Consider the following 15,379-nt stretch of genomic DNA (forward strand, 5'->3'; position numbering starts at 1 on the left):
ACGACCAAACCGTGCCTGATCAGCCCTGCTCAGCCGTGTTCAGCGGTGCAGCAGCGCGAAGGACGCCCCCTGATTGTCCGTGACGACGGCGACCGTCCCGTACGACGTCTCGAAGGGCGGGGCCTGGACCCGGCCGCCGAGACGGGTGACGTCCTCCAGCGCGGCCGGTACGTCCTCGACGGCGAAGTGGACGAGGAAGTGGGGCGGCATCTCGGCCGGGAACACGTCGGTGACCGGGGCGCGGCCGACGTCGGGCTCGGCGTCCGGCCCGAACAGGGCATCCTGGAAGAGATCGCCGTAGAAGGCGTTGGCCGCCTCGGTGTCCCGGGCGTACAGCTCGGCCCAGGCGAAGGTGCCCGGCTCGTGCCGCCGGCCGAAGCCGGGGTGCTCGTCCGGCTGCCACAGGGCGAAGACGGCCCCCTCCGGGTCGGTGACCAGGGCGGTGACGCCGAGCTCCCCGGCCGGCACCGGCGACGAGATGACCTGCCCGCCGGCCGCCCGGATACGACGGGCCAGGGCCGCCGCGTCGGGGGTCGCGAAATACACCGTCCAGACGGTGGGCAGCCGGCCGTCCATCTTGCGGACCAGCGCGGCCACGGGTTCACCGTCCTTCAGCGCCTGCGCGAAGGGGCCGAACCAGTCCTCGAAGGTCCACCCGAAAAGTTCACCGTAGAACCGCTTGCCCGCCTCGACGTCGGGAAGCTGGGCGTCCACCCAGCAGGGAACGCCCTCTGCGTACACCGATGCCCTGTTTTCGGCCATGCCGACAAAGTAACCGCGCCGGCCGCACCCCGCAGACCAGGCACACCAGCCCCCGCACTCCCTTACACCCCATTTGCAGTCGGCCGAATCGCGCCCCGATCACGCCTCGGTAAGCTGACGGCATGACAGGACAAGTGCGTACCGTCGACGGCCGCGTGGCCGGTAGGCGTGGGCAGGCGACCCGGCAGAAGCTGCTCGACTGCCTCAGCGAGATGCTCAGCTCCTCCCCGTACCGGGACGTCAAGGTCATCGATGTCGCCCGGAAGGCGGGCACTTCGCCCGCGACCTTCTACCAGTACTTCCCGGACGTCGAGGGCGCCGTCCTGGAGATCGCCGAGCAAATGGCGACCGAAGGCGCCGCGTTGACGGAACTCCTCCAGGGCCGTTCCTGGGCCGGCAAGGCCGGCTGGCAGACGGCGCAGGAACTCGTCGACGGGTTCCTGGAGTTCTGGCGCAAGAACGACGCGATCCTCCGGGTCGTCGATCTCGGCGCCGCCGAGGGCGACAAGCGCTTCTACAAACTCCGGATGAAGATCCTCAACTCGGTGAACAACTCCCTCGCGGATTCCGTCGCCGAGCTTCAGGCCAAGGGCCGGGTCGACAAGGACGTGAACCCGGCGGCCGTCGCCGGTTCGCTGGTCGCGATGCTCGCGGCCGTCGCCTCCCACCAGAAGGGCTTCTCCTCCTGGGGCGTGAAGCAGGCCGAACTGAAGCCGAACCTCGCGCTGTTGGTGCACCTGGGCGTCACGGGCAGGAAGCCCACGAAGTAACCCGCCCCGGCACTTTTCCCTTATCCAAGTCCTGTCTGGCAGGCGGCGGTCCACCTGAGTGGACCGCCGCCTGTCGCGCTTTCCGTCGCCGCAGGATGCGCGGCTTTCTACCGTCGCACGATCCTGAACAGCCGGATCTCCCGCTCCACCCGCGCCTGATACGCCGCGTACGGCGGCCAGAACGCCAGCACGGCCTGCCAGGCCGCCGCCCGCTCGGCCCCCTCCAGCAGCCGGGCCGTGACGGGGGTGTCCTGGCCCTTCCAGCTGATGCGGGCCTCCGGGTGCGCGAGCAGGTTATGACTCCAGGCGGGATGTCCCGGCCGCCCGAAGTTCGACCCGACGAGGATCCAGCTGCGCCCGCCGCCCTCCGGCATACAGGCCAGCGGTGTACGACGGGGCAGGCCGCTCTTCGCCCCGGTCGAGGTGAGGACCACCCCTGGCAGGAGCTGCGCGCTGAGCAGCACCTTTCCGCGGGTGAGCCGGTGCACGGCCCGGTCCAGGGCCGGGAAGACGTGCGGCGCCACCCGCGCGAACCCCTGGGTGGAGGACACCTTCTGCACGAACCGCACGCCTCTCATCGGTCGGCCTCCTCGAAGACATGCGCCACGTCGGCGGCGTGCGCCCGCAGCCGGTGCACCGGCCCGAACAGCAGCTCGTCGCCCGCGGCACGCTTGAAGTACAGGTGAACCTCGTGTTCCCAGGTGAAACCGATGCCGCCGTGCAGCTGGATCCCCTCGGCGGCGGCCGAGCGCAGGGCCTGGAGCGCCTGGGCGAGCGCGAGACCGCCGGCCGGCTCGCCGTGGGAGGCCGCCCAGGCCGCGTAGTACGCCGCCGAGCGGGCCGTCTGCACCTGGACGTACACATCGGCCAGCCGGTGCTTGACCGCCTGGAAGGAACCGACCGGCCGCCCGAACTGCTCGCGCTGCCCGACGTACTCGACGGTCCGCTCCAGCACCCGGTCGGCGGCTCCGACGGCCTCGGCGGCGAGACAGGCGGCCACGGTGTCGCCGAGCCGGGCGAGGGCGGGGAGCGAGTCGGTGTCCGCGCTGCCCAGCAACTCGGCGGTCGTGTCGCGCAGTTGGATACGGCCTTGCGGACGGGTCGCGTCCAGTGCGGTCTGCCGTACGCGGGTGACACCGGCCGCGTCACCGCGCACGAGGAAGAGCAGGGCGCGGGAGCGGGCGAAGCCGCCGGTGTGCGCGGCCACCACGAGCAGCCGGGCACTGTGCCCGTCGAGGACCTGGTCGACCTGCCCGTACAGCCGCCAGCCACCGTCGGCCCGCCGGGCCTGCACGCCCCCGGCCCGCCCGCCGCCGGCCCACGCCCCGCGCGGGTCGTGGCCGGTGAGTCCGAGGGCGGTGGCGAGGGCGGGGCCCGGTATCGCGAGGGCCGCGGTGAGGGCCCCGGAGGCGATCCGCGGGAGGAGGTCCGTCCGCTGGGCGTCGGTGCCGAGGGCGAGCAGCAGCGGGGCGGTGAGGACGGCCGTCGCGAGCAGCGGGGAGGGGGTAAGGGCCCGGCCCGTCTCCTCGCAGGCCAGGGCCAGCTCGGTGAGCGAGCAGCCGACGCCGCCGTAGGGCTCGGGCAGGGCCAGTCCGGGCAGGCCGAGCTGTTCGGCGACGGCGGTCCACAGGGCCGGGTCGTGCCCGGCCGGGGTCCCGGTGGCGGCCCGCAGCTCCTCGGGGCCGCACCGCTTGTGGAGCAGTTCGCGCAGGGTGCGGCGGATCTCGTCCTGTTCGGGGGTGAAGCGGGCGTCCATGGGGGTAGCACCTCCGCATCTGACGGAGCGTCATATTAGGGCGGCGGGGCGGGGATGCCCAGAGCTCTGCGGCCTTGCGCCGCAGGTTACCTGATGTACCGTCAGATTCATGGTTGCCCGGAGGAAAGTGGCCGTCGTGGGCGTGGCCCTGTCGGACTGCGGCCGCCTGGACGACGCGACCCCGTACGCCCTGCACGCCCAGGCGGCCCGGCGCGCCCTGGCCGACGCGGGCCTGGACCGCTCGCTGGTCGACGGCTTCGCCTCGGCGGGCCTGGGCACCCTGGCGCCCGTCGAGGTCGCCGAGTACCTGGGCCTGCGTCCGACCTGGGTCGACTCCACCTCCGTCGGCGGCTCCACCTGGGAGGTCATGGCGGCCCACGCCGCGGACGCGATCGCGGCCGGGCACGCGCGCGTGGTGCTGCTCGCCTACGGCTCGACGGCCCGCGCGGACGTCCACGCGGGCCGCCGCACCGGAACCCTGTCCTTCGGCACGCGCGGTCCCCTGCAGTTCGAAGCCCCCTACGGCCACACCCTGATCGCCAAGTACGCCATGGCGGCCCGCCGCCACATGATCGAGTACGGCACGACGATCGAGCAGTTGGCTCAGGTGGCGGTCCAGGCCCGGGCCAACGCGGCCCTGAACCCGGAGGCGATGTTCCGCACCCCCGTCACGGTGGACGAGGTCCTGGCCGGCCCGATGATCGCCGACCCCTTCACCAAGCTGCACTGCTGCGTCCGTTCCGACGGCGGGGCGGCGGTGCTGCTGGCGGCGGAGGAGTACGTACGGGACTGCCGTACGCCGCCGGTGTGGGTGCTGGGCAGCGGGGAGCACGTCTCGCACGCGGCGATGTCCGAGTGGGCGGACTTCACGGTGTCCCCGGCGGCGGTGAGCGGACGGCTGGCCTTCGAGCGGGCGGGCGTACGGCCGGACGAGATGGACTTCGCGGAGATCTACGACGCCTTCACCTACATGACCCTGGTGACGCTGGAGGACCTCGGCTTCTGCGGGAAGGGCGAGGGCGGGGCGTTCGTGGAGCAGGGCCGGCTGCGGGTCGGGGGCGGGGGCCTTCCGGTGAACACCGACGGGGGCGGGCTGTCGGCGCAGCACCCGGGGATGCGGGGGTTGTTCCTGCTGGTGGAGGCGGTACGGCAGTTGCGGGGAGAGGGCGGGGAGCGGCAGGTGCGGCGGGGCGCCGACGGGGGACTGCCGCGGCTGGGGGTGGCGTCGGGTACGGGTGGGTGGTTCTGCTCTTCGGGGACGGTGGTGCTGGGGGCGGGGTGACCGGCCTGCTGGCCCCCCGGGAACCCACGCACCCCACACGGCGTCTTGGCCTTCACCGCTCCCGGGCCGCATGGAGGTCACGCCAGGTCATGGCACACCACGGAAACCAGCCGGCCGGCGGTCCCGGTGGGGCGCTCGACGCCGTCAGACGCCACCCCCACGCGCTGTACGGCTTCACCCTCCACGTATCCGTCCTGACAGCCGTGCTCGGCTGCGCGATCGTGGCCGGCGGGTTCTGGGAGACGTGGGACACCTTCGAGGCCGTCCGGGACTACGCGGACGCCAACATCGCCGACGAGGACTCCTACGTGGCCTACGCCGACGGCGGCATGCCCCCGCTGGTACGGGCCGGTGCCGTGGTCTCGCTGCTGCTGCTCGTCCTGGCCCTCCTCGTCCTGTCCGTCCTGCACAGCGCGTACGCCGTCGGTGACTCGCACGCCAGGCGCGACGGCGGCCCGCTGACCGCCCGGGAGCTGTGGCGACGCATCCGCGGGCGCCTCCCCGCGGCCTTCGTGGTCAACGCGCTGACCGCACTGGCGGTGGGCGGCACAGCGCTGGTGTCCCTGATGTGGTGGGGCCTCGTCGAGCGCGGCAAGGTGCCCGGCGCCGAGCCCACGCCCCTGCACGGCACCGCGACCCGGCAGTACACGCTGGTGGGCTGGGTGCTGCCGATCGCCGTCGGCTGCCTCGGCCCGCTGCTGTACTTCCGCCTGTCCCTCGCCACGGCCGAGACGGTGCTGGAGGGCCGTTCCCCGTTCGTCGCGTTGTACCGCTCCTGGGTGCTGACCCGCCGCGCACGCCGGCGCGTCCTCGGCCTGGGCACGCTGGTCACCGCCGCCGCGGTGCTCGTCTTCGGGCTGGCCCGGTACGCGGCCGCTCCCCTGGCCCACTTCGCCGGTCTCGGCATGCTGTGGCTCAGCGACGGCAGCGTGTGGATCACCGGGGTGCTGGTGCTGATCCTGCCCACAGCCGTGGCGCTCCTCCTGCTGCCCCCGCTGGTCATGCCGCTGGTGTGCGCGGTGTTCGCTCGTCTCCACGGGGAGCTGCGGGCGGGTGAGGAGGCCGGGAGGGCCGCTGACCGATGACGTGGTCGATCGCGGAGGCGACGTCGTCGGCGACATGAGTGGGCCGGTAGGAGTCCTCGGCCCAGACACGTCCTTCCGACACCCACACGCTCCGAAGACCGAGCGTGTCGGCGCCCGCGATGTCGGCGTGCGGTGAATCGCCGATGACCCACCCGCCCTGCAGGGGGAGGCCGACGAGGGCGGCTGCCGCCTGGAAGATCTCCGGTGCCGGCTTCTTGTGGCCGACGCCTTCGGAGACGACCCAGCCCTGGACGAGCTGATCGAGTCCGGTGTTCCGGATCTTCGCCTCCTGCTGGAGGGTGCGCCCATTGGTGACGATGACGCAAGTCCAGCCCTCCGCCCGCGCTCTGCCCAGCGCATCGCGCGCGGTCTGCGCCAGGACGACGCGATCGGCGGCGCCGGTGTCGAGCAGAGCACGGACGGCGGTGGTGGGCACCCCGTCGCCGTACCGGTCCGTCAGGGCTGCGGCGAGGCCGTGACGTGCGGTGTAGCCGCTGGCGTCGGTGGCCATCACCCAGGTGAGGTCGGAGGCGGGCAGACCGTACTCGGCGAGGAAACCGGCGACGGCGGCGCGGAAGGCCGCATCGCGGTCGACGAGAGTGTTGTCCAGGTCCAGCAGCAACAACATGGAGACATCGTGGCATGAGGTGCCCCTGCGTGAAGGGACTGATCACCGCCCCCTACGGCAAGGGTCTCCGGGCCTGTCGCCGACACCAGAACTGACGTACCGTCAGTTATTGGTGTCGGGCGGCGATGCGGGAGCATGGGCATGGACACGATCTGGCTCAGCGGAGCGGAATGGTTGGCCGTGCTGCGGATCGGGCTCGGGCTGTGGTGGCTGGAGAGCTGGCGGCACAAGGACCGCAAGGCCTGGTTCGAACGCGGCACGGGCATCACGTGGGCGGCCGGGATAGCGGCCAAGCACCGCTGGAGCGCCGTACGCTCGGGCTTCGACAGAGTCGTCGCGCCCCACCCGCGCGCGATGGCGTACGTCGTCGTCTACGCGGAACTCGCCCTCGGACTGGGTCTGATCAGCGGCTTCCTCACCCCGATCGCCCTGGCCGGCGGGTTCCTCCTCAACGCCCTCTACTTCACCCTCATGATCCACGAGGTCGCCGAGCAGGGGCAGAACGCGATGATGGCGCTGATGTCGGTGGTCGGCCTGTTCGGGATGTCCTGGCAGACCTGGTCGCTCGACAGCGCGCTGGGGCTGCTCTGATGGCCGGGCGGTTCGACCTGCCCGAGCCGGACGCCTTCACCCGGACGTACTGGGACGCGGCCGCCGAGGGCCGGCTGCTGATCCGCCGCTGCCGGGCCTGCGGCCGGGCCCATCACTATCCGCGCGAGTTCTGCCCCCACTGCTGGAGCGAGGACGTCGCCTGGGAGCCCGCGAGCGGCCGCGCCACCCTCTACACCTGGTCCGTCGTCCACCGCAACGACCTGCCGCCCTTCGCGGAACGCACCCCGTACGTCGCCGCCGTGGTCGATCTCGCCGAGGGGCCGCGGATGATGACGCAGGTCGTGGGGGCGGGGGAACCGCCGGCCGGGGAGCTGTCCGCCGGGGCGGAACTGGAGGTCGCGTTCCGGGAGGGGATCCCCGTGTTCCGGGTCGTGCCGGGCCCGTCCGACGGGTGAAGGGCGACGCCCCACGCGCTTGAATGGCCCCATGGCCCCCATACGCGACCGGTCCCTGACCGGCCCCCTCCCGGAAATCCACGGCCGCGGCCTCCATCTCCGCCCCTGGGACGCCACGTCCAGCGCCGATGCCGAGACATGGCTGCGCGGTATGCGGGACCCGGAGTTCCGGCGCTGGAACACCCCGCTGAGGCTGGTCACGGACCGGACGAGCGCCCGGGAGTCGCTGCTCGCGCGCGCCCACAGCGCGGCGGAGGGCACGTCCATGTCGTTCCGGATCGCGGACGCCCGCAGCGGCACCGCCCTGGGTCACATCGGCGTCAACGAGATCAAGTACCACCTGAAGGTCGCCCGCGTCGGCTACTGGGTGCTCCCCGAGGCCCGCGGCCGGGGCGTCGCCACCCGGGCCCTGCTGCTCACCGCCCACTGGGCCCTCACCGAACTCGGCCTGCACCGGCTGGAACTGGACCACGCCGTCGGCCACGACGCCTCCTGCCGGATCGCCGAGCGGTGCGGGTTCGCGTACGAGGGGACCCTGCGCGGGGCGACCTTCGAGGCGGGCCGGCACGACGCGTTCCGGGACGCCCACCTGCACGCACGGCTGGCGACGGATCCGGAACCGGACGCGGAACCGGGTGCGGGCCCGGGTGCGGAACCGGGTGCGGGCCCGGGTGGGGAACCGGGTGGGGAACCGGGTGGGGAACCGGGTGCGGGCCCGGGGAGTAATTCGCAGGCATGAGCCGGGCGCGAGCGGCACCATGAGACATGCGCACCGACGACTGGCACCTCACCCGGGACCTCGACGCCTTCCTGACCCGGGCCGGCGCCTTCCTGCGCTCCCGACCCGGTTTGCACACCCTTCCGTTGACCGTCACGGAGAACCTGCGCATGCGCGGCCCGCACGTCTACGGGGACGCCGTGCCGGAGTTCGGCCTGCTGGAACAGGACGGCGCGGTCCGGGCGACGTTCTTCCGCACGCCACCGCACCGGTTGAACCTCACCGTCCTGACGGCCGAGGAGGCCGATGCGCTGGCCGCACGGCTGGCAGCCCTCGGGCAACGCCTGCCCGGTGTGCACGCCGACCGCGACACCGCCACCGCCTTCGCCGAGGCCTGGCAGCGGCACACGGGCGCCACGGCCGCCCTCCGGGAGCGCAATCGGCTCTACCGGCTCGGCACCCTGATCGTGCCCCGTCCCCTGCCGCCCGGCGGTCCCCGCATCGCCGGTCAACAGGACCGGGAGCACCTCATCCGCTGGCACGACGAGTTCGTCGCAGCCATCGGCTCGGGCGTCTTCCGGGACGCCGGCGAGTGGGCGGACGCCCGCATCGAGCAGGGCGGCATCACGTTCTGGGAGACGCCCGACGGCACCCCGGTGGCCATGGCCGGAAGGACCCCGCAGGTCGCCGGCCAGATCCGCGTCGCCCCGGTCTACACCCCGCCCCACCTGCGCGGCCGCGGCTACGCCGGCGCGGCCACGGCCGAGGTCAGCCGCGCCGCCCTGGCCGCCGGAGCGCAGGAAGTTCTCCTCTTCACGGACCTGTCGAACCCGACCAGCAACGGCCTGTACCAGCGCATCGGGTACCGGCCGGTGGCGGACTTCGCGGTGTACGACTTCACACAGCCTCCGCCTGGGCGGGGTGTCCCTTGATCCACGAGGTCCGCGCCCGCTTGACCTTGCCACAGTGAGCTCGGGGCACGGGGCGTGGCCGACGCGGTGCCCACGCTCATCGACATGGTCGTCGAGGAGGCGAACGACGTCGACGCGGCCGACGCGCTGAGCGCGCTGGCGAGTCGTCCCGCGTCGGCGGACCGGATCGCCGCCGGGCTCGTCGACTGCCTGGCCGACGGCACCCTCGGATCGTCCGCACGTCGACGTCTGACACAGGCGCTCGCCGACATCCCGGGAAGCACGGCGTCACATGCCCTCACGGAGCTGTCGCATGACGAGGACCGTACCGTCGCGCTCACCGCGGCCTACATTCTGGGGATACGCAACGCGCGATAGCACCAGGCCCGTTCACGGCCACAGCAGTTCCCGTGCCCACCCTTGTGCCGTGCTCCGGTAGCGGAGCCGTACGTGCCGCCGGGCCTCGTCCCCCTGGAAGAACTCCACCTCGTCCGGCCGCAGCCGGTACAGGGTCCAGGACGGTACGGGGGCCTCGGGCTCGCTCCGGGCCCGTTCCCACGCCGCCTGCGAGGCCCGTGCCATCTCCTCCACCGAGCCCAGGACCTCGCTCTGGCGGCCGGTCAGCGCCGCGGCCAGCGCGCCCGTCGAGCGGGCGTGGAGGTCGCTCTGGGCCTCCTCGGACGGAGCCGACGACACGGGGCCGCGCACCCGTACCTGCCGGCCCAGCACCGGCCAGTAGAAGCAGAGCGCGGCGTACGGGCGGGCGCCGAGGTGGCGGCCCTTGCGGCTGCCGGCGTGGGACGCGAAGGACCAGCCGGTCTCGTCGGCGCCGTGCAGCATGACGATCCGTACGTCGGGCAGGCCGGACTCGTCGGAGGTCGCCAGCGACACGGTGTGCGGCTCGGTCTGTCCGGCCGCCACCGCCGCCGCGAACCACTCGGTGAACAGGGGCAGCGGGGTGTCGGGGGCGGTCGTCGGGTCGAAGGGGGGCAGTCGAGTGACCTGCGGGTCCCAGACCCGCAAGGTCCTCAGCAGCTCGTGAAGATCCGTTGCCATGCCCCGATTGTCCACCGGGGTGCCCCGGCGAAGTCGGGAGCGATCACCGGCTCATCACAACCGGACTCGCCACACCACCGGCCCCACCTCGTGCCCTTACAGCCGTGATCAATCCGAAACCAATTCCGGTCTTGACCGAGACCCATCAAGCTGGTCCGTGGCTACGCTCCCGCTCATGGCCGACTCCTCACCCCCCACACACTCCCCCGCACCCCCCACGCCCGACCGCCCCGTCTACGTCATCGGCGGCGGCCCGGGCGGGCTCTCCGCCGCGTACGCGCTGCGGGCCCGGGGCATACGGGCCGTCGTCCTGGAGAAGTCCGACCGCGTCGGGTCGTCCTGGCGCGGCCACTACGACCGGCTGCACCTGCACACCACCCGCCGTCTGTCGTCCCTGCCCGGGCTGCCGATGCCACGGCGGTTCGGGCGGTGGGTGTCCCGGGACAACGTGGTGCGGTACCTGGAGAAGTACGCCGAGCACCACCGGCTCGAAGTCGTCACCGGCGTCGAGGTGTCCCGCATCGAGCGCGCGCCCGACGGCACGGGCTGGCTGCTGTACGCCACCGGCGGCCGGGAACTGACCGGCGCGGCGGTCGTCGTCGCCACCGGCTACAACCACACGCCCCGCGTGCCCGACTGGCCCGGCCGCGACACCTACACCGGCGAGTTCCTGCACGCGTCCGCCTACCGCAACGCCGAGCCCTTCGCGGGCCGCGAGGTCCTCGTCGTGGGCGCCGGCAACACGGGCGCCGAGATCGCCGTGGACCTGGCGGACGGCGGCGCCCGGGTACGGCTGTCCATCCGCACCGTCCCGCACATCGTGCGCCGCTCGACGGCGGGCTGGGCCGCGCAGTACTCGGGCGTCATGGCACGGCACCTGCCGGTCGGCCTGGTCGACCGGATGGCCCGGCAGATGGCCAGGCTGAGCGTGCCCGACCTGTCCGCCCGCGGCCTGCCGCGCCCCGACACCGGCCTCTACACCCGGGTCACCGAGGGCGCCGTACCCGTCCAGGACGTCGGTCTGATCGACGCCGTGCGCAAGGGCAGGGTGGAGGTCGTGGCGGCCGTGGAGGGCTTCGAGAACGGCAAGGTCGTCCTCGCCGACGGCACCCGCCTCTCCCCGGACGCCGTCGTCGCGGCCACCGGCTACACCCGGGCCCTGGAGGGCCTCGTCGGCCACCTCGACGTACTCGACTCCCGCGGGAAGCCCGTCACCCAGGGCGCCCGCAGCCCGCGGACCGCACCCGGCCTGTACTTCACCGGCTTCACCAACCCGATCAGCGGCATGTTCCGCGAGATGGCGATCGACGCGATGAAGATCGCCAAGGCCATCGCACGGGACGGCTCGGGAAGCGTGTCGCGGCTCCCGGGCCAGGGGGACGCCTAGGCCCACCGGCCCGGAGGGTGAGCGGGCAGCGTCAGGTCGGCGACCAGGCCGTAGTGGTCGCTCGCGTACACGCCGTCCACCGGTCGCACCAGGACTCGCCGGCACGAGGAGACCCGCAGCGTGGGGCCGTGCGGGCCGCACCGGAGCAGGATGTAGTCGATACGGCGATCCGAGGCCTCGGGCACGTCCCCCCGCCGCACGAGCGGGTTGGCCGGGCTGAAGGTGGGGCCCGGTTCACCGGGGTGCACGGCCGACCATGTGTCCTGGAAGCAGACGCTCATGCCGTCGAGCGACTGGAGCCCCTGGAAGAAGCGCAGGCTGGCGGCCTCGGGGGTGGCGTCGAAGTCGCCGAGCAGGAGGGTGTGGCGCACAGGCCGTTCGGCGGTGACGCCGTCCACGAGCCGGGCGGTGGCGAGCGCCTGCAACTCCCGTTCGTACTCGTACCCGTAGGGCCAGCTCGGCTTGTGATGCACGACGAGGATCGTGCCGAAGGGTTCGGGAAGCCGTAGCTCGGCGGCGACGACTCCGCACCATCTGGTGTGCGCCGTGCGCTCGGTCACCTGGAGCGGGTCCGTCACGGTGTGCCCGAACGGGTGGCGGGCAGCCAGGACGGCTCCCACACCGTCGGGGGACCGGCGAGGGTGCGCAGCGACGTGCCAGCCGGCGTCGACGAGCGCCGCCACGTCCTGCGGGGTGACTTCCTGGAGCGCGAGCACGTCCGGGTCCTGGCGCTCGATCTCGCGGGCCAGGACCGCCCGACGGCGCGCGCCGTCGGCGTACTGCGGTGCCAGCACGTTCATGGTCATCAGCCGGATACCGGAGGCGGCCTCACTCATGGGTGCAGCGTGGCACACGGCGTGCGGACGCTCACCCGCCGGAACTTCGCCCGCGCTCAACCGTTCCTGACTTCACGTCGGTTCAGATAATCTGACAGAGCGTCAGTTAGCGGCTGTCTCACAGGAGCGGGCGGAAACGATGCTTGGATCGACCCACGGCACCCTCACCACCGACTCCCGCCGGACCCGGGCCCTCGCCTGCGGCGAGCGGTCCGGGCCCGTCGTGCACGGCAGGCCGGCCCAGACGGGAGACCTCGATGTCAGCGGGCGCCCGCTGCACGCGGACGTACCCGACCTGGACCGCTTCTTCCGCCCCCGGTCCGTCGCCGTGATCGGCGCGTCCGATGCCGAGGGGCGCCCGAACACCGGCATCACGCGGCAACTGGCCGACTGGGCGGAACGGGTCGGGGCCCGGCTGTATCCGGTGCACCCGAGCCGCCCGTCCGTGTTCGGCATGTCCTGCTGTCCTTCCGTCGCCGGCCTGCCCGAGCAGGTCGACCTGGCCGTGGTGCTGGTCGGCGACCCCCTCCCGGTGGTCGAGGAACTGGCCGAGGCCAAGGCCCGGTTCGCGGTCGTCTTCGCCTCGGGGTTCGCGGAGACCGGGCCGGAGGGCGAGGCCGCCCAGCGGCGACTGGCCGCCGCCGTCGAGCGGTCCGGGATGCGGCTGCTGGGCCCCAACACCAACCTCAACGCCTTCGAGCGGTTCCGTGACGACCTCCAGGGCCCGGCGATCGCGCTGATCACCCAGTCCGGCCACCAGGGCCGCCCCCTCTTCGCGCTCCAGGAACTCGGCATCCGGCTCTCCCACTGGGCGCCCACCGGCAACGAGGCCGACCTGGAGAGCGCCGACTTCCTCTCCTACTTCGCCGAGCAGCCCGAGGTCGGCGCCGTCGCCTGCTACCTGGAGGGGCTGAAGGACGGCCGCTCCTTCCTGCTCGCCGCCGACCGGGCCGCCCGGCGCGGCGTGCCGGTCGTCGCGGTCAAGGTGGGCCGCACCGAGACCGGCGCCCGCACGGCCGCCTCCCACACCGGCAAACTGACCGGCGCCGACGCCGTGGTGGACGCGGCGCTGCGGCAGTACGGGGTGATCCGCGTCGCCGGGCTCGACGAACTCCAGGACACCGCCGCTCTGCTGGCCCGTGCCCGACCGCCCCGCGCGGACGGGGTCGTCGTCTACTCGATCTCCGGCGGCACGGGCGCGCACGTCGCCGACCTGGCGACGGAGGCGGGCCTGCGGCTGCCGGTCCTGTCGGCGGCGAAACAGGCCGAGCTGCACCAGTGGATACCCGAGTACCTGAGCGTCGCCAATCCCGTCGACAACGGCGGTCACCCGGTCGGCGACCGGCGCGGCCGGAAGATCATCGACGCGATCCTCGACGACCCCGAGGTGGGCGTGCTGGTCTGCCCGATCACCGGGCCGTTCCCCCCGCTCAGCGACCGGCTCGTGCAAGACCTGGTCGACGCGGCGGAACAGACCGACAAACTGGTGTGCGTGGTGTGGGGCTCGCCGGTCGGCACCGAGCCGGCCTACCGCGAGGTCCTGCTCGGATCCTCCCGCGTGGCCACCTTCCGCACGGTCGGCAACTGCCTCACCGCCGTCCGCGCCCACCTCGCCCACCAGCGCTTCACGACCGGCTACCGCTCCCCCTTCGACGACGCCCCCCGCACCCCCTCCCCCTCCTACCGCAAGGCCCAGGCGCTGATGCGGCCCGGCGAGCAGCTCAGCGAGCACGCGGCGAAGCAGCTGCTGCGGGCGTACGGCATCCGCGTGCCGCGCGAGCAGTTGGTGACCAGCGCGGCGGCGGCCGTACGGGCGGCGGGGCTGGTGGGTTACCCGGTGGTGATGAAGGCCTCGGGCGCCCGGATCGCCCACAAGACCGAACTGGGCCTCGTGAAGATCGGGCTCACCTCGGCGAGCCAGGTCCGCGACGCCTACCGGGAGCTGACCGACATCGCCCGCTACGAGGACGTCCCGCTGGACGGCGTACTGGTCTGCCAGATGGTCGAGCACGGCGTCGAGATGGTCGTCGGAGTCACGCACGACGACCTGTTCGGGCCGACGGTGACGGTCGGGCTCGGCGGGGTCCTCGTCGAGGTCCTGCGCGACACCGCCGTAGGGGTGCCGCCGTTCGGCGAGGAGCAGGCGCGCGACATGCTCGCCGGGCTGCGCGGGCGGGCGCTGCTCGACGGGGTCCGGGGCCGGCCACCGGCGGATCTGGACGCACTCGTCGAGGTCGTCCTGCGCGCGCAGCGCATGGCGCTGGAACTCGGGGACCAGCTCGCCGAGTTGGACATCAACCCGCTCATGGTCCTGCCCCAGGGGCAGGGCGCGGTGGCGCTGGACGCGCTGGCGGTGTGCAGCCGATGACGGAACCCGCCGTCCTGCACACCACCTCCGGCCACGTCCTCTCCCTCACCCTCAACCGGCCCGAGACCCTCAACGCCCTCACGCCCGACGACCGGGACGAGGTCGTGCGGCTGCTGTCGGAGGCGTCCGCGTCGCCGGAGGTACGAGCGGTCGTCCTCACGGGAACGGGCCGCGGCTTCTGCGCCGGCGCGGACCTCCGGAATACCGCGGCGACGACCGGCGGACGCGCCGCCGGCGATGTCGCCCGCACCCTCCGCACCGGCGCCCAGCGGCTGATCGCCGCCGTCCTGGACTGCGAGAAGCCGGTGATCGCGGCGGTCAACGGCACGGCGGCGGGGCTCGGCGCGCATCTGGCGTTCGCCTGCGACCTGGTCCTGGCGGCCCAATCCGCTCGCTTCATCGAGGTGTTCGTACGGCGCGGACTGGTACCGGACGCCGGCGGCGCCTACCTCCTGCCCCGCCTCATCGGCCCGCAGCACGCCAAGGAGCTGATGTTCTTCGGCGACGCGCTCACGGCGGCCGACGCGGCGCGGCTCGGGTTGGTGAACCGGGTCGTCCCGGACGCCGCCCTGGACAAGGCGTCCCGCGCCTGGGCCGAACGCCTCGCCACCGGCCCGACCCGCGCCCTCGCCCTGACCAAGCAGCTCGTCAACGCCTCCCTCGACGCCGACCGCGCCACCGCCTTCGCCGCGGAGGCGGCCGCGCAGGAGATCAACATGACGACGGCGGACGCGCAGGAGGGCGTACGGAGCTTCGTGGAGCGCCGGAGCCCCGCGTACAAGGGCCACTGACCGCACAAGGGCCCCCACCCTT

Annotated in this window: 16 protein-coding genes and 1 pseudogene; 11 read left to right on the top strand and 6 right to left on the bottom strand. The window is 73.0% G+C overall.

From position 1 onward, the window contains the following. Positions 1-39: 39 nt before the first annotated feature. Entirely contained in the window at positions 40-762 is a 723-nt protein-coding gene (kbpA, locus tag AC07F0_RS01690; RefSeq protein ID WP_478972860.1) for an AfsK-binding protein KbpA, read from the bottom strand. Positions 763-896: 134 nt separating this feature from the next. On the opposite strand from kbpA, the gene AC07F0_RS01695 reads away from it, so the two are divergent. Then, on the top strand, positions 897-1,532 hold the full coding sequence (locus AC07F0_RS01695; RefSeq protein WP_059418219.1) for a TetR family transcriptional regulator: 636 nt from the start codon (positions 897-899) through the stop codon (positions 1,530-1,532). Between the two features lie 107 nt (positions 1,533-1,639). Here AC07F0_RS01695 and AC07F0_RS01700 read toward each other — a convergent pair whose 3' ends face one another. Then, on the bottom strand, positions 1,640-2,110 hold the full coding sequence (locus AC07F0_RS01700; protein ID WP_478972863.1) for a nitroreductase family deazaflavin-dependent oxidoreductase: 471 nt from the start codon (positions 2,108-2,110) through the stop codon (positions 1,640-1,642). Further along, entirely contained in the window at positions 2,107-3,288 is a 1,182-nt protein-coding gene (locus tag AC07F0_RS01705) for an acyl-CoA dehydrogenase family protein (protein WP_478972866.1), read from the bottom strand. The genes AC07F0_RS01700 and AC07F0_RS01705 overlap by 4 nt, the downstream gene beginning before the upstream one ends. 109 nt (positions 3,289-3,397) lie before the next feature. Between AC07F0_RS01705 and AC07F0_RS01710 the strand changes: the two genes are divergently transcribed. Then, entirely contained in the window at positions 3,398-4,570 is a 1,173-nt protein-coding gene (locus AC07F0_RS01710; protein WP_478972869.1) for a thiolase C-terminal domain-containing protein, read from the top strand. 89 nt (positions 4,571-4,659) lie between these two features. Continuing rightward, positions 4,660-5,655: a hypothetical protein gene (locus AC07F0_RS01715; protein WP_478972872.1), complete on the top strand. Its 996-nt coding sequence runs from the start codon at positions 4,660-4,662 to the stop codon at positions 5,653-5,655. Here AC07F0_RS01715 and AC07F0_RS01720 read toward each other — a convergent pair. Continuing rightward, entirely contained in the window at positions 5,570-6,283 is a 714-nt protein-coding gene (locus tag AC07F0_RS01720; RefSeq protein ID WP_478972875.1) for an HAD family hydrolase, read from the bottom strand. The genes AC07F0_RS01715 and AC07F0_RS01720 overlap by 86 nt on opposite strands. Before the next feature lie 141 nt (positions 6,284-6,424). Here AC07F0_RS01720 and AC07F0_RS01725 point away from each other — a divergent pair, with 141 nt between their 5' ends. The 5 genes and pseudogenes from AC07F0_RS01725 to AC07F0_RS01745 form a co-directional block, all read left to right on the top strand. Further along, on the top strand, positions 6,425-6,874 hold the full coding sequence (locus AC07F0_RS01725) for a DoxX family protein (RefSeq protein WP_478972878.1): 450 nt from the start codon (positions 6,425-6,427) through the stop codon (positions 6,872-6,874). Further along, on the top strand, positions 6,874-7,290 hold the full coding sequence (locus AC07F0_RS01730) for a Zn-ribbon domain-containing OB-fold protein (protein ID WP_478972881.1): 417 nt from the start codon (positions 6,874-6,876) through the stop codon (positions 7,288-7,290). The genes AC07F0_RS01725 and AC07F0_RS01730 overlap by 1 nt, the downstream gene beginning before the upstream one ends. A 31-nt stretch (positions 7,291-7,321) precedes the next feature. Beyond that, entirely contained in the window at positions 7,322-8,029 is a 708-nt protein-coding gene (locus tag AC07F0_RS01735; RefSeq protein WP_478972884.1) for a GNAT family N-acetyltransferase, read from the top strand. Positions 8,030-8,055: 26 nt separating this feature from the next. After that, entirely contained in the window at positions 8,056-8,940 is an 885-nt protein-coding gene (locus AC07F0_RS01740; RefSeq protein ID WP_478972887.1) for a GNAT family N-acetyltransferase, read from the top strand. Positions 8,941-8,979: 39 nt separating this feature from the next. Then, positions 8,980-9,297 (top strand): annotated as a pseudogene (locus tag AC07F0_RS01745) (MerR family transcriptional regulator); the annotation flags it as partial. Positions 9,298-9,309: 12 nt separating this feature from the next. On the opposite strand, the gene AC07F0_RS01750 reads toward AC07F0_RS01745, so the two are convergent. Continuing rightward, positions 9,310-9,975 (bottom strand): pyridoxine/pyridoxamine 5'-phosphate oxidase, encoded by a 666-nt coding sequence (locus AC07F0_RS01750; protein WP_478972890.1) that lies wholly within the window; start codon positions 9,973-9,975, stop codon positions 9,310-9,312. A 175-nt stretch (positions 9,976-10,150) separates the two neighbouring features. On the opposite strand from AC07F0_RS01750, the gene AC07F0_RS01755 reads away from it, so the two are divergent. Further along, a complete protein-coding gene (locus tag AC07F0_RS01755) occupies positions 10,151-11,362 on the top strand; it encodes a flavin-containing monooxygenase (protein ID WP_478972893.1) in 1,212 nt (403 codons plus the stop codon). Here the strand turns inward: AC07F0_RS01755 and AC07F0_RS01760 are convergent. Continuing rightward, entirely contained in the window at positions 11,359-12,198 is an 840-nt protein-coding gene (locus AC07F0_RS01760; protein WP_478972896.1) for an endonuclease/exonuclease/phosphatase family protein, read from the bottom strand. The genes AC07F0_RS01755 and AC07F0_RS01760 overlap by 4 nt on opposite strands. Positions 12,199-12,337: 139 nt before the next feature. On the opposite strand from AC07F0_RS01760, the gene AC07F0_RS01765 reads away from it, so the two are divergent. Further along, a complete protein-coding gene (locus tag AC07F0_RS01765) occupies positions 12,338-14,566 on the top strand; it encodes an acetate--CoA ligase family protein (RefSeq protein ID WP_478972899.1) in 2,229 nt (742 codons plus the stop codon). Beyond that, positions 14,563-15,357 (top strand): enoyl-CoA hydratase/isomerase family protein, encoded by a 795-nt coding sequence (locus AC07F0_RS01770; RefSeq protein WP_478972902.1) that lies wholly within the window; start codon positions 14,563-14,565, stop codon positions 15,355-15,357. Before AC07F0_RS01765 ends, AC07F0_RS01770 begins: the two co-directional genes overlap by 4 nt. Positions 15,358-15,379: the final 22 nt, after the last annotated feature.

It is taken from the genome of Streptomyces sp. NPDC045955, assembly GCF_056430805.1.

Coding starts and splice junctions, on each gene's coding strand:
- kbpA (WP_478972860.1), bottom strand. CDS start 762: ATGGCCGAAAACAGGGCATCGGTGTACGCAGAGGGCGTTCCCTGCTGG.
- AC07F0_RS01700 (WP_478972863.1), bottom strand. CDS start 2,110: ATGAGAGGCGTGCGGTTCGTGCAGAAGGTGTCCTCCACCCAGGGGTTC.
- AC07F0_RS01705 (WP_478972866.1), bottom strand. CDS start 3,288: ATGGACGCCCGCTTCACCCCCGAACAGGACGAGATCCGCCGCACCCTG.
- AC07F0_RS01710 (WP_478972869.1), top strand. CDS start 3,398: ATGGTTGCCCGGAGGAAAGTGGCCGTCGTGGGCGTGGCCCTGTCGGAC.
- AC07F0_RS01715 (WP_478972872.1), top strand. CDS start 4,660: ATGGCACACCACGGAAACCAGCCGGCCGGCGGTCCCGGTGGGGCGCTC.
- AC07F0_RS01720 (WP_478972875.1), bottom strand. CDS start 6,283: ATGTTGTTGCTGCTGGACCTGGACAACACTCTCGTCGACCGCGATGCG.
- AC07F0_RS01725 (WP_478972878.1), top strand. CDS start 6,425: ATGGACACGATCTGGCTCAGCGGAGCGGAATGGTTGGCCGTGCTGCGG.
- AC07F0_RS01730 (WP_478972881.1), top strand. CDS start 6,874: ATGGCCGGGCGGTTCGACCTGCCCGAGCCGGACGCCTTCACCCGGACG.
- AC07F0_RS01735 (WP_478972884.1), top strand. CDS start 7,322: ATGGCCCCCATACGCGACCGGTCCCTGACCGGCCCCCTCCCGGAAATC.
- AC07F0_RS01740 (WP_478972887.1), top strand. CDS start 8,056: ATGCGCACCGACGACTGGCACCTCACCCGGGACCTCGACGCCTTCCTG.
- AC07F0_RS01750 (WP_478972890.1), bottom strand. CDS start 9,975: ATGGCAACGGATCTTCACGAGCTGCTGAGGACCTTGCGGGTCTGGGAC.
- AC07F0_RS01755 (WP_478972893.1), top strand. CDS start 10,151: ATGGCCGACTCCTCACCCCCCACACACTCCCCCGCACCCCCCACGCCC.
- AC07F0_RS01760 (WP_478972896.1), bottom strand. CDS start 12,198: ATGAGTGAGGCCGCCTCCGGTATCCGGCTGATGACCATGAACGTGCTG.
- AC07F0_RS01765 (WP_478972899.1), top strand. CDS start 12,338: ATGCTTGGATCGACCCACGGCACCCTCACCACCGACTCCCGCCGGACC.
- AC07F0_RS01770 (WP_478972902.1), top strand. CDS start 14,563: ATGACGGAACCCGCCGTCCTGCACACCACCTCCGGCCACGTCCTCTCC.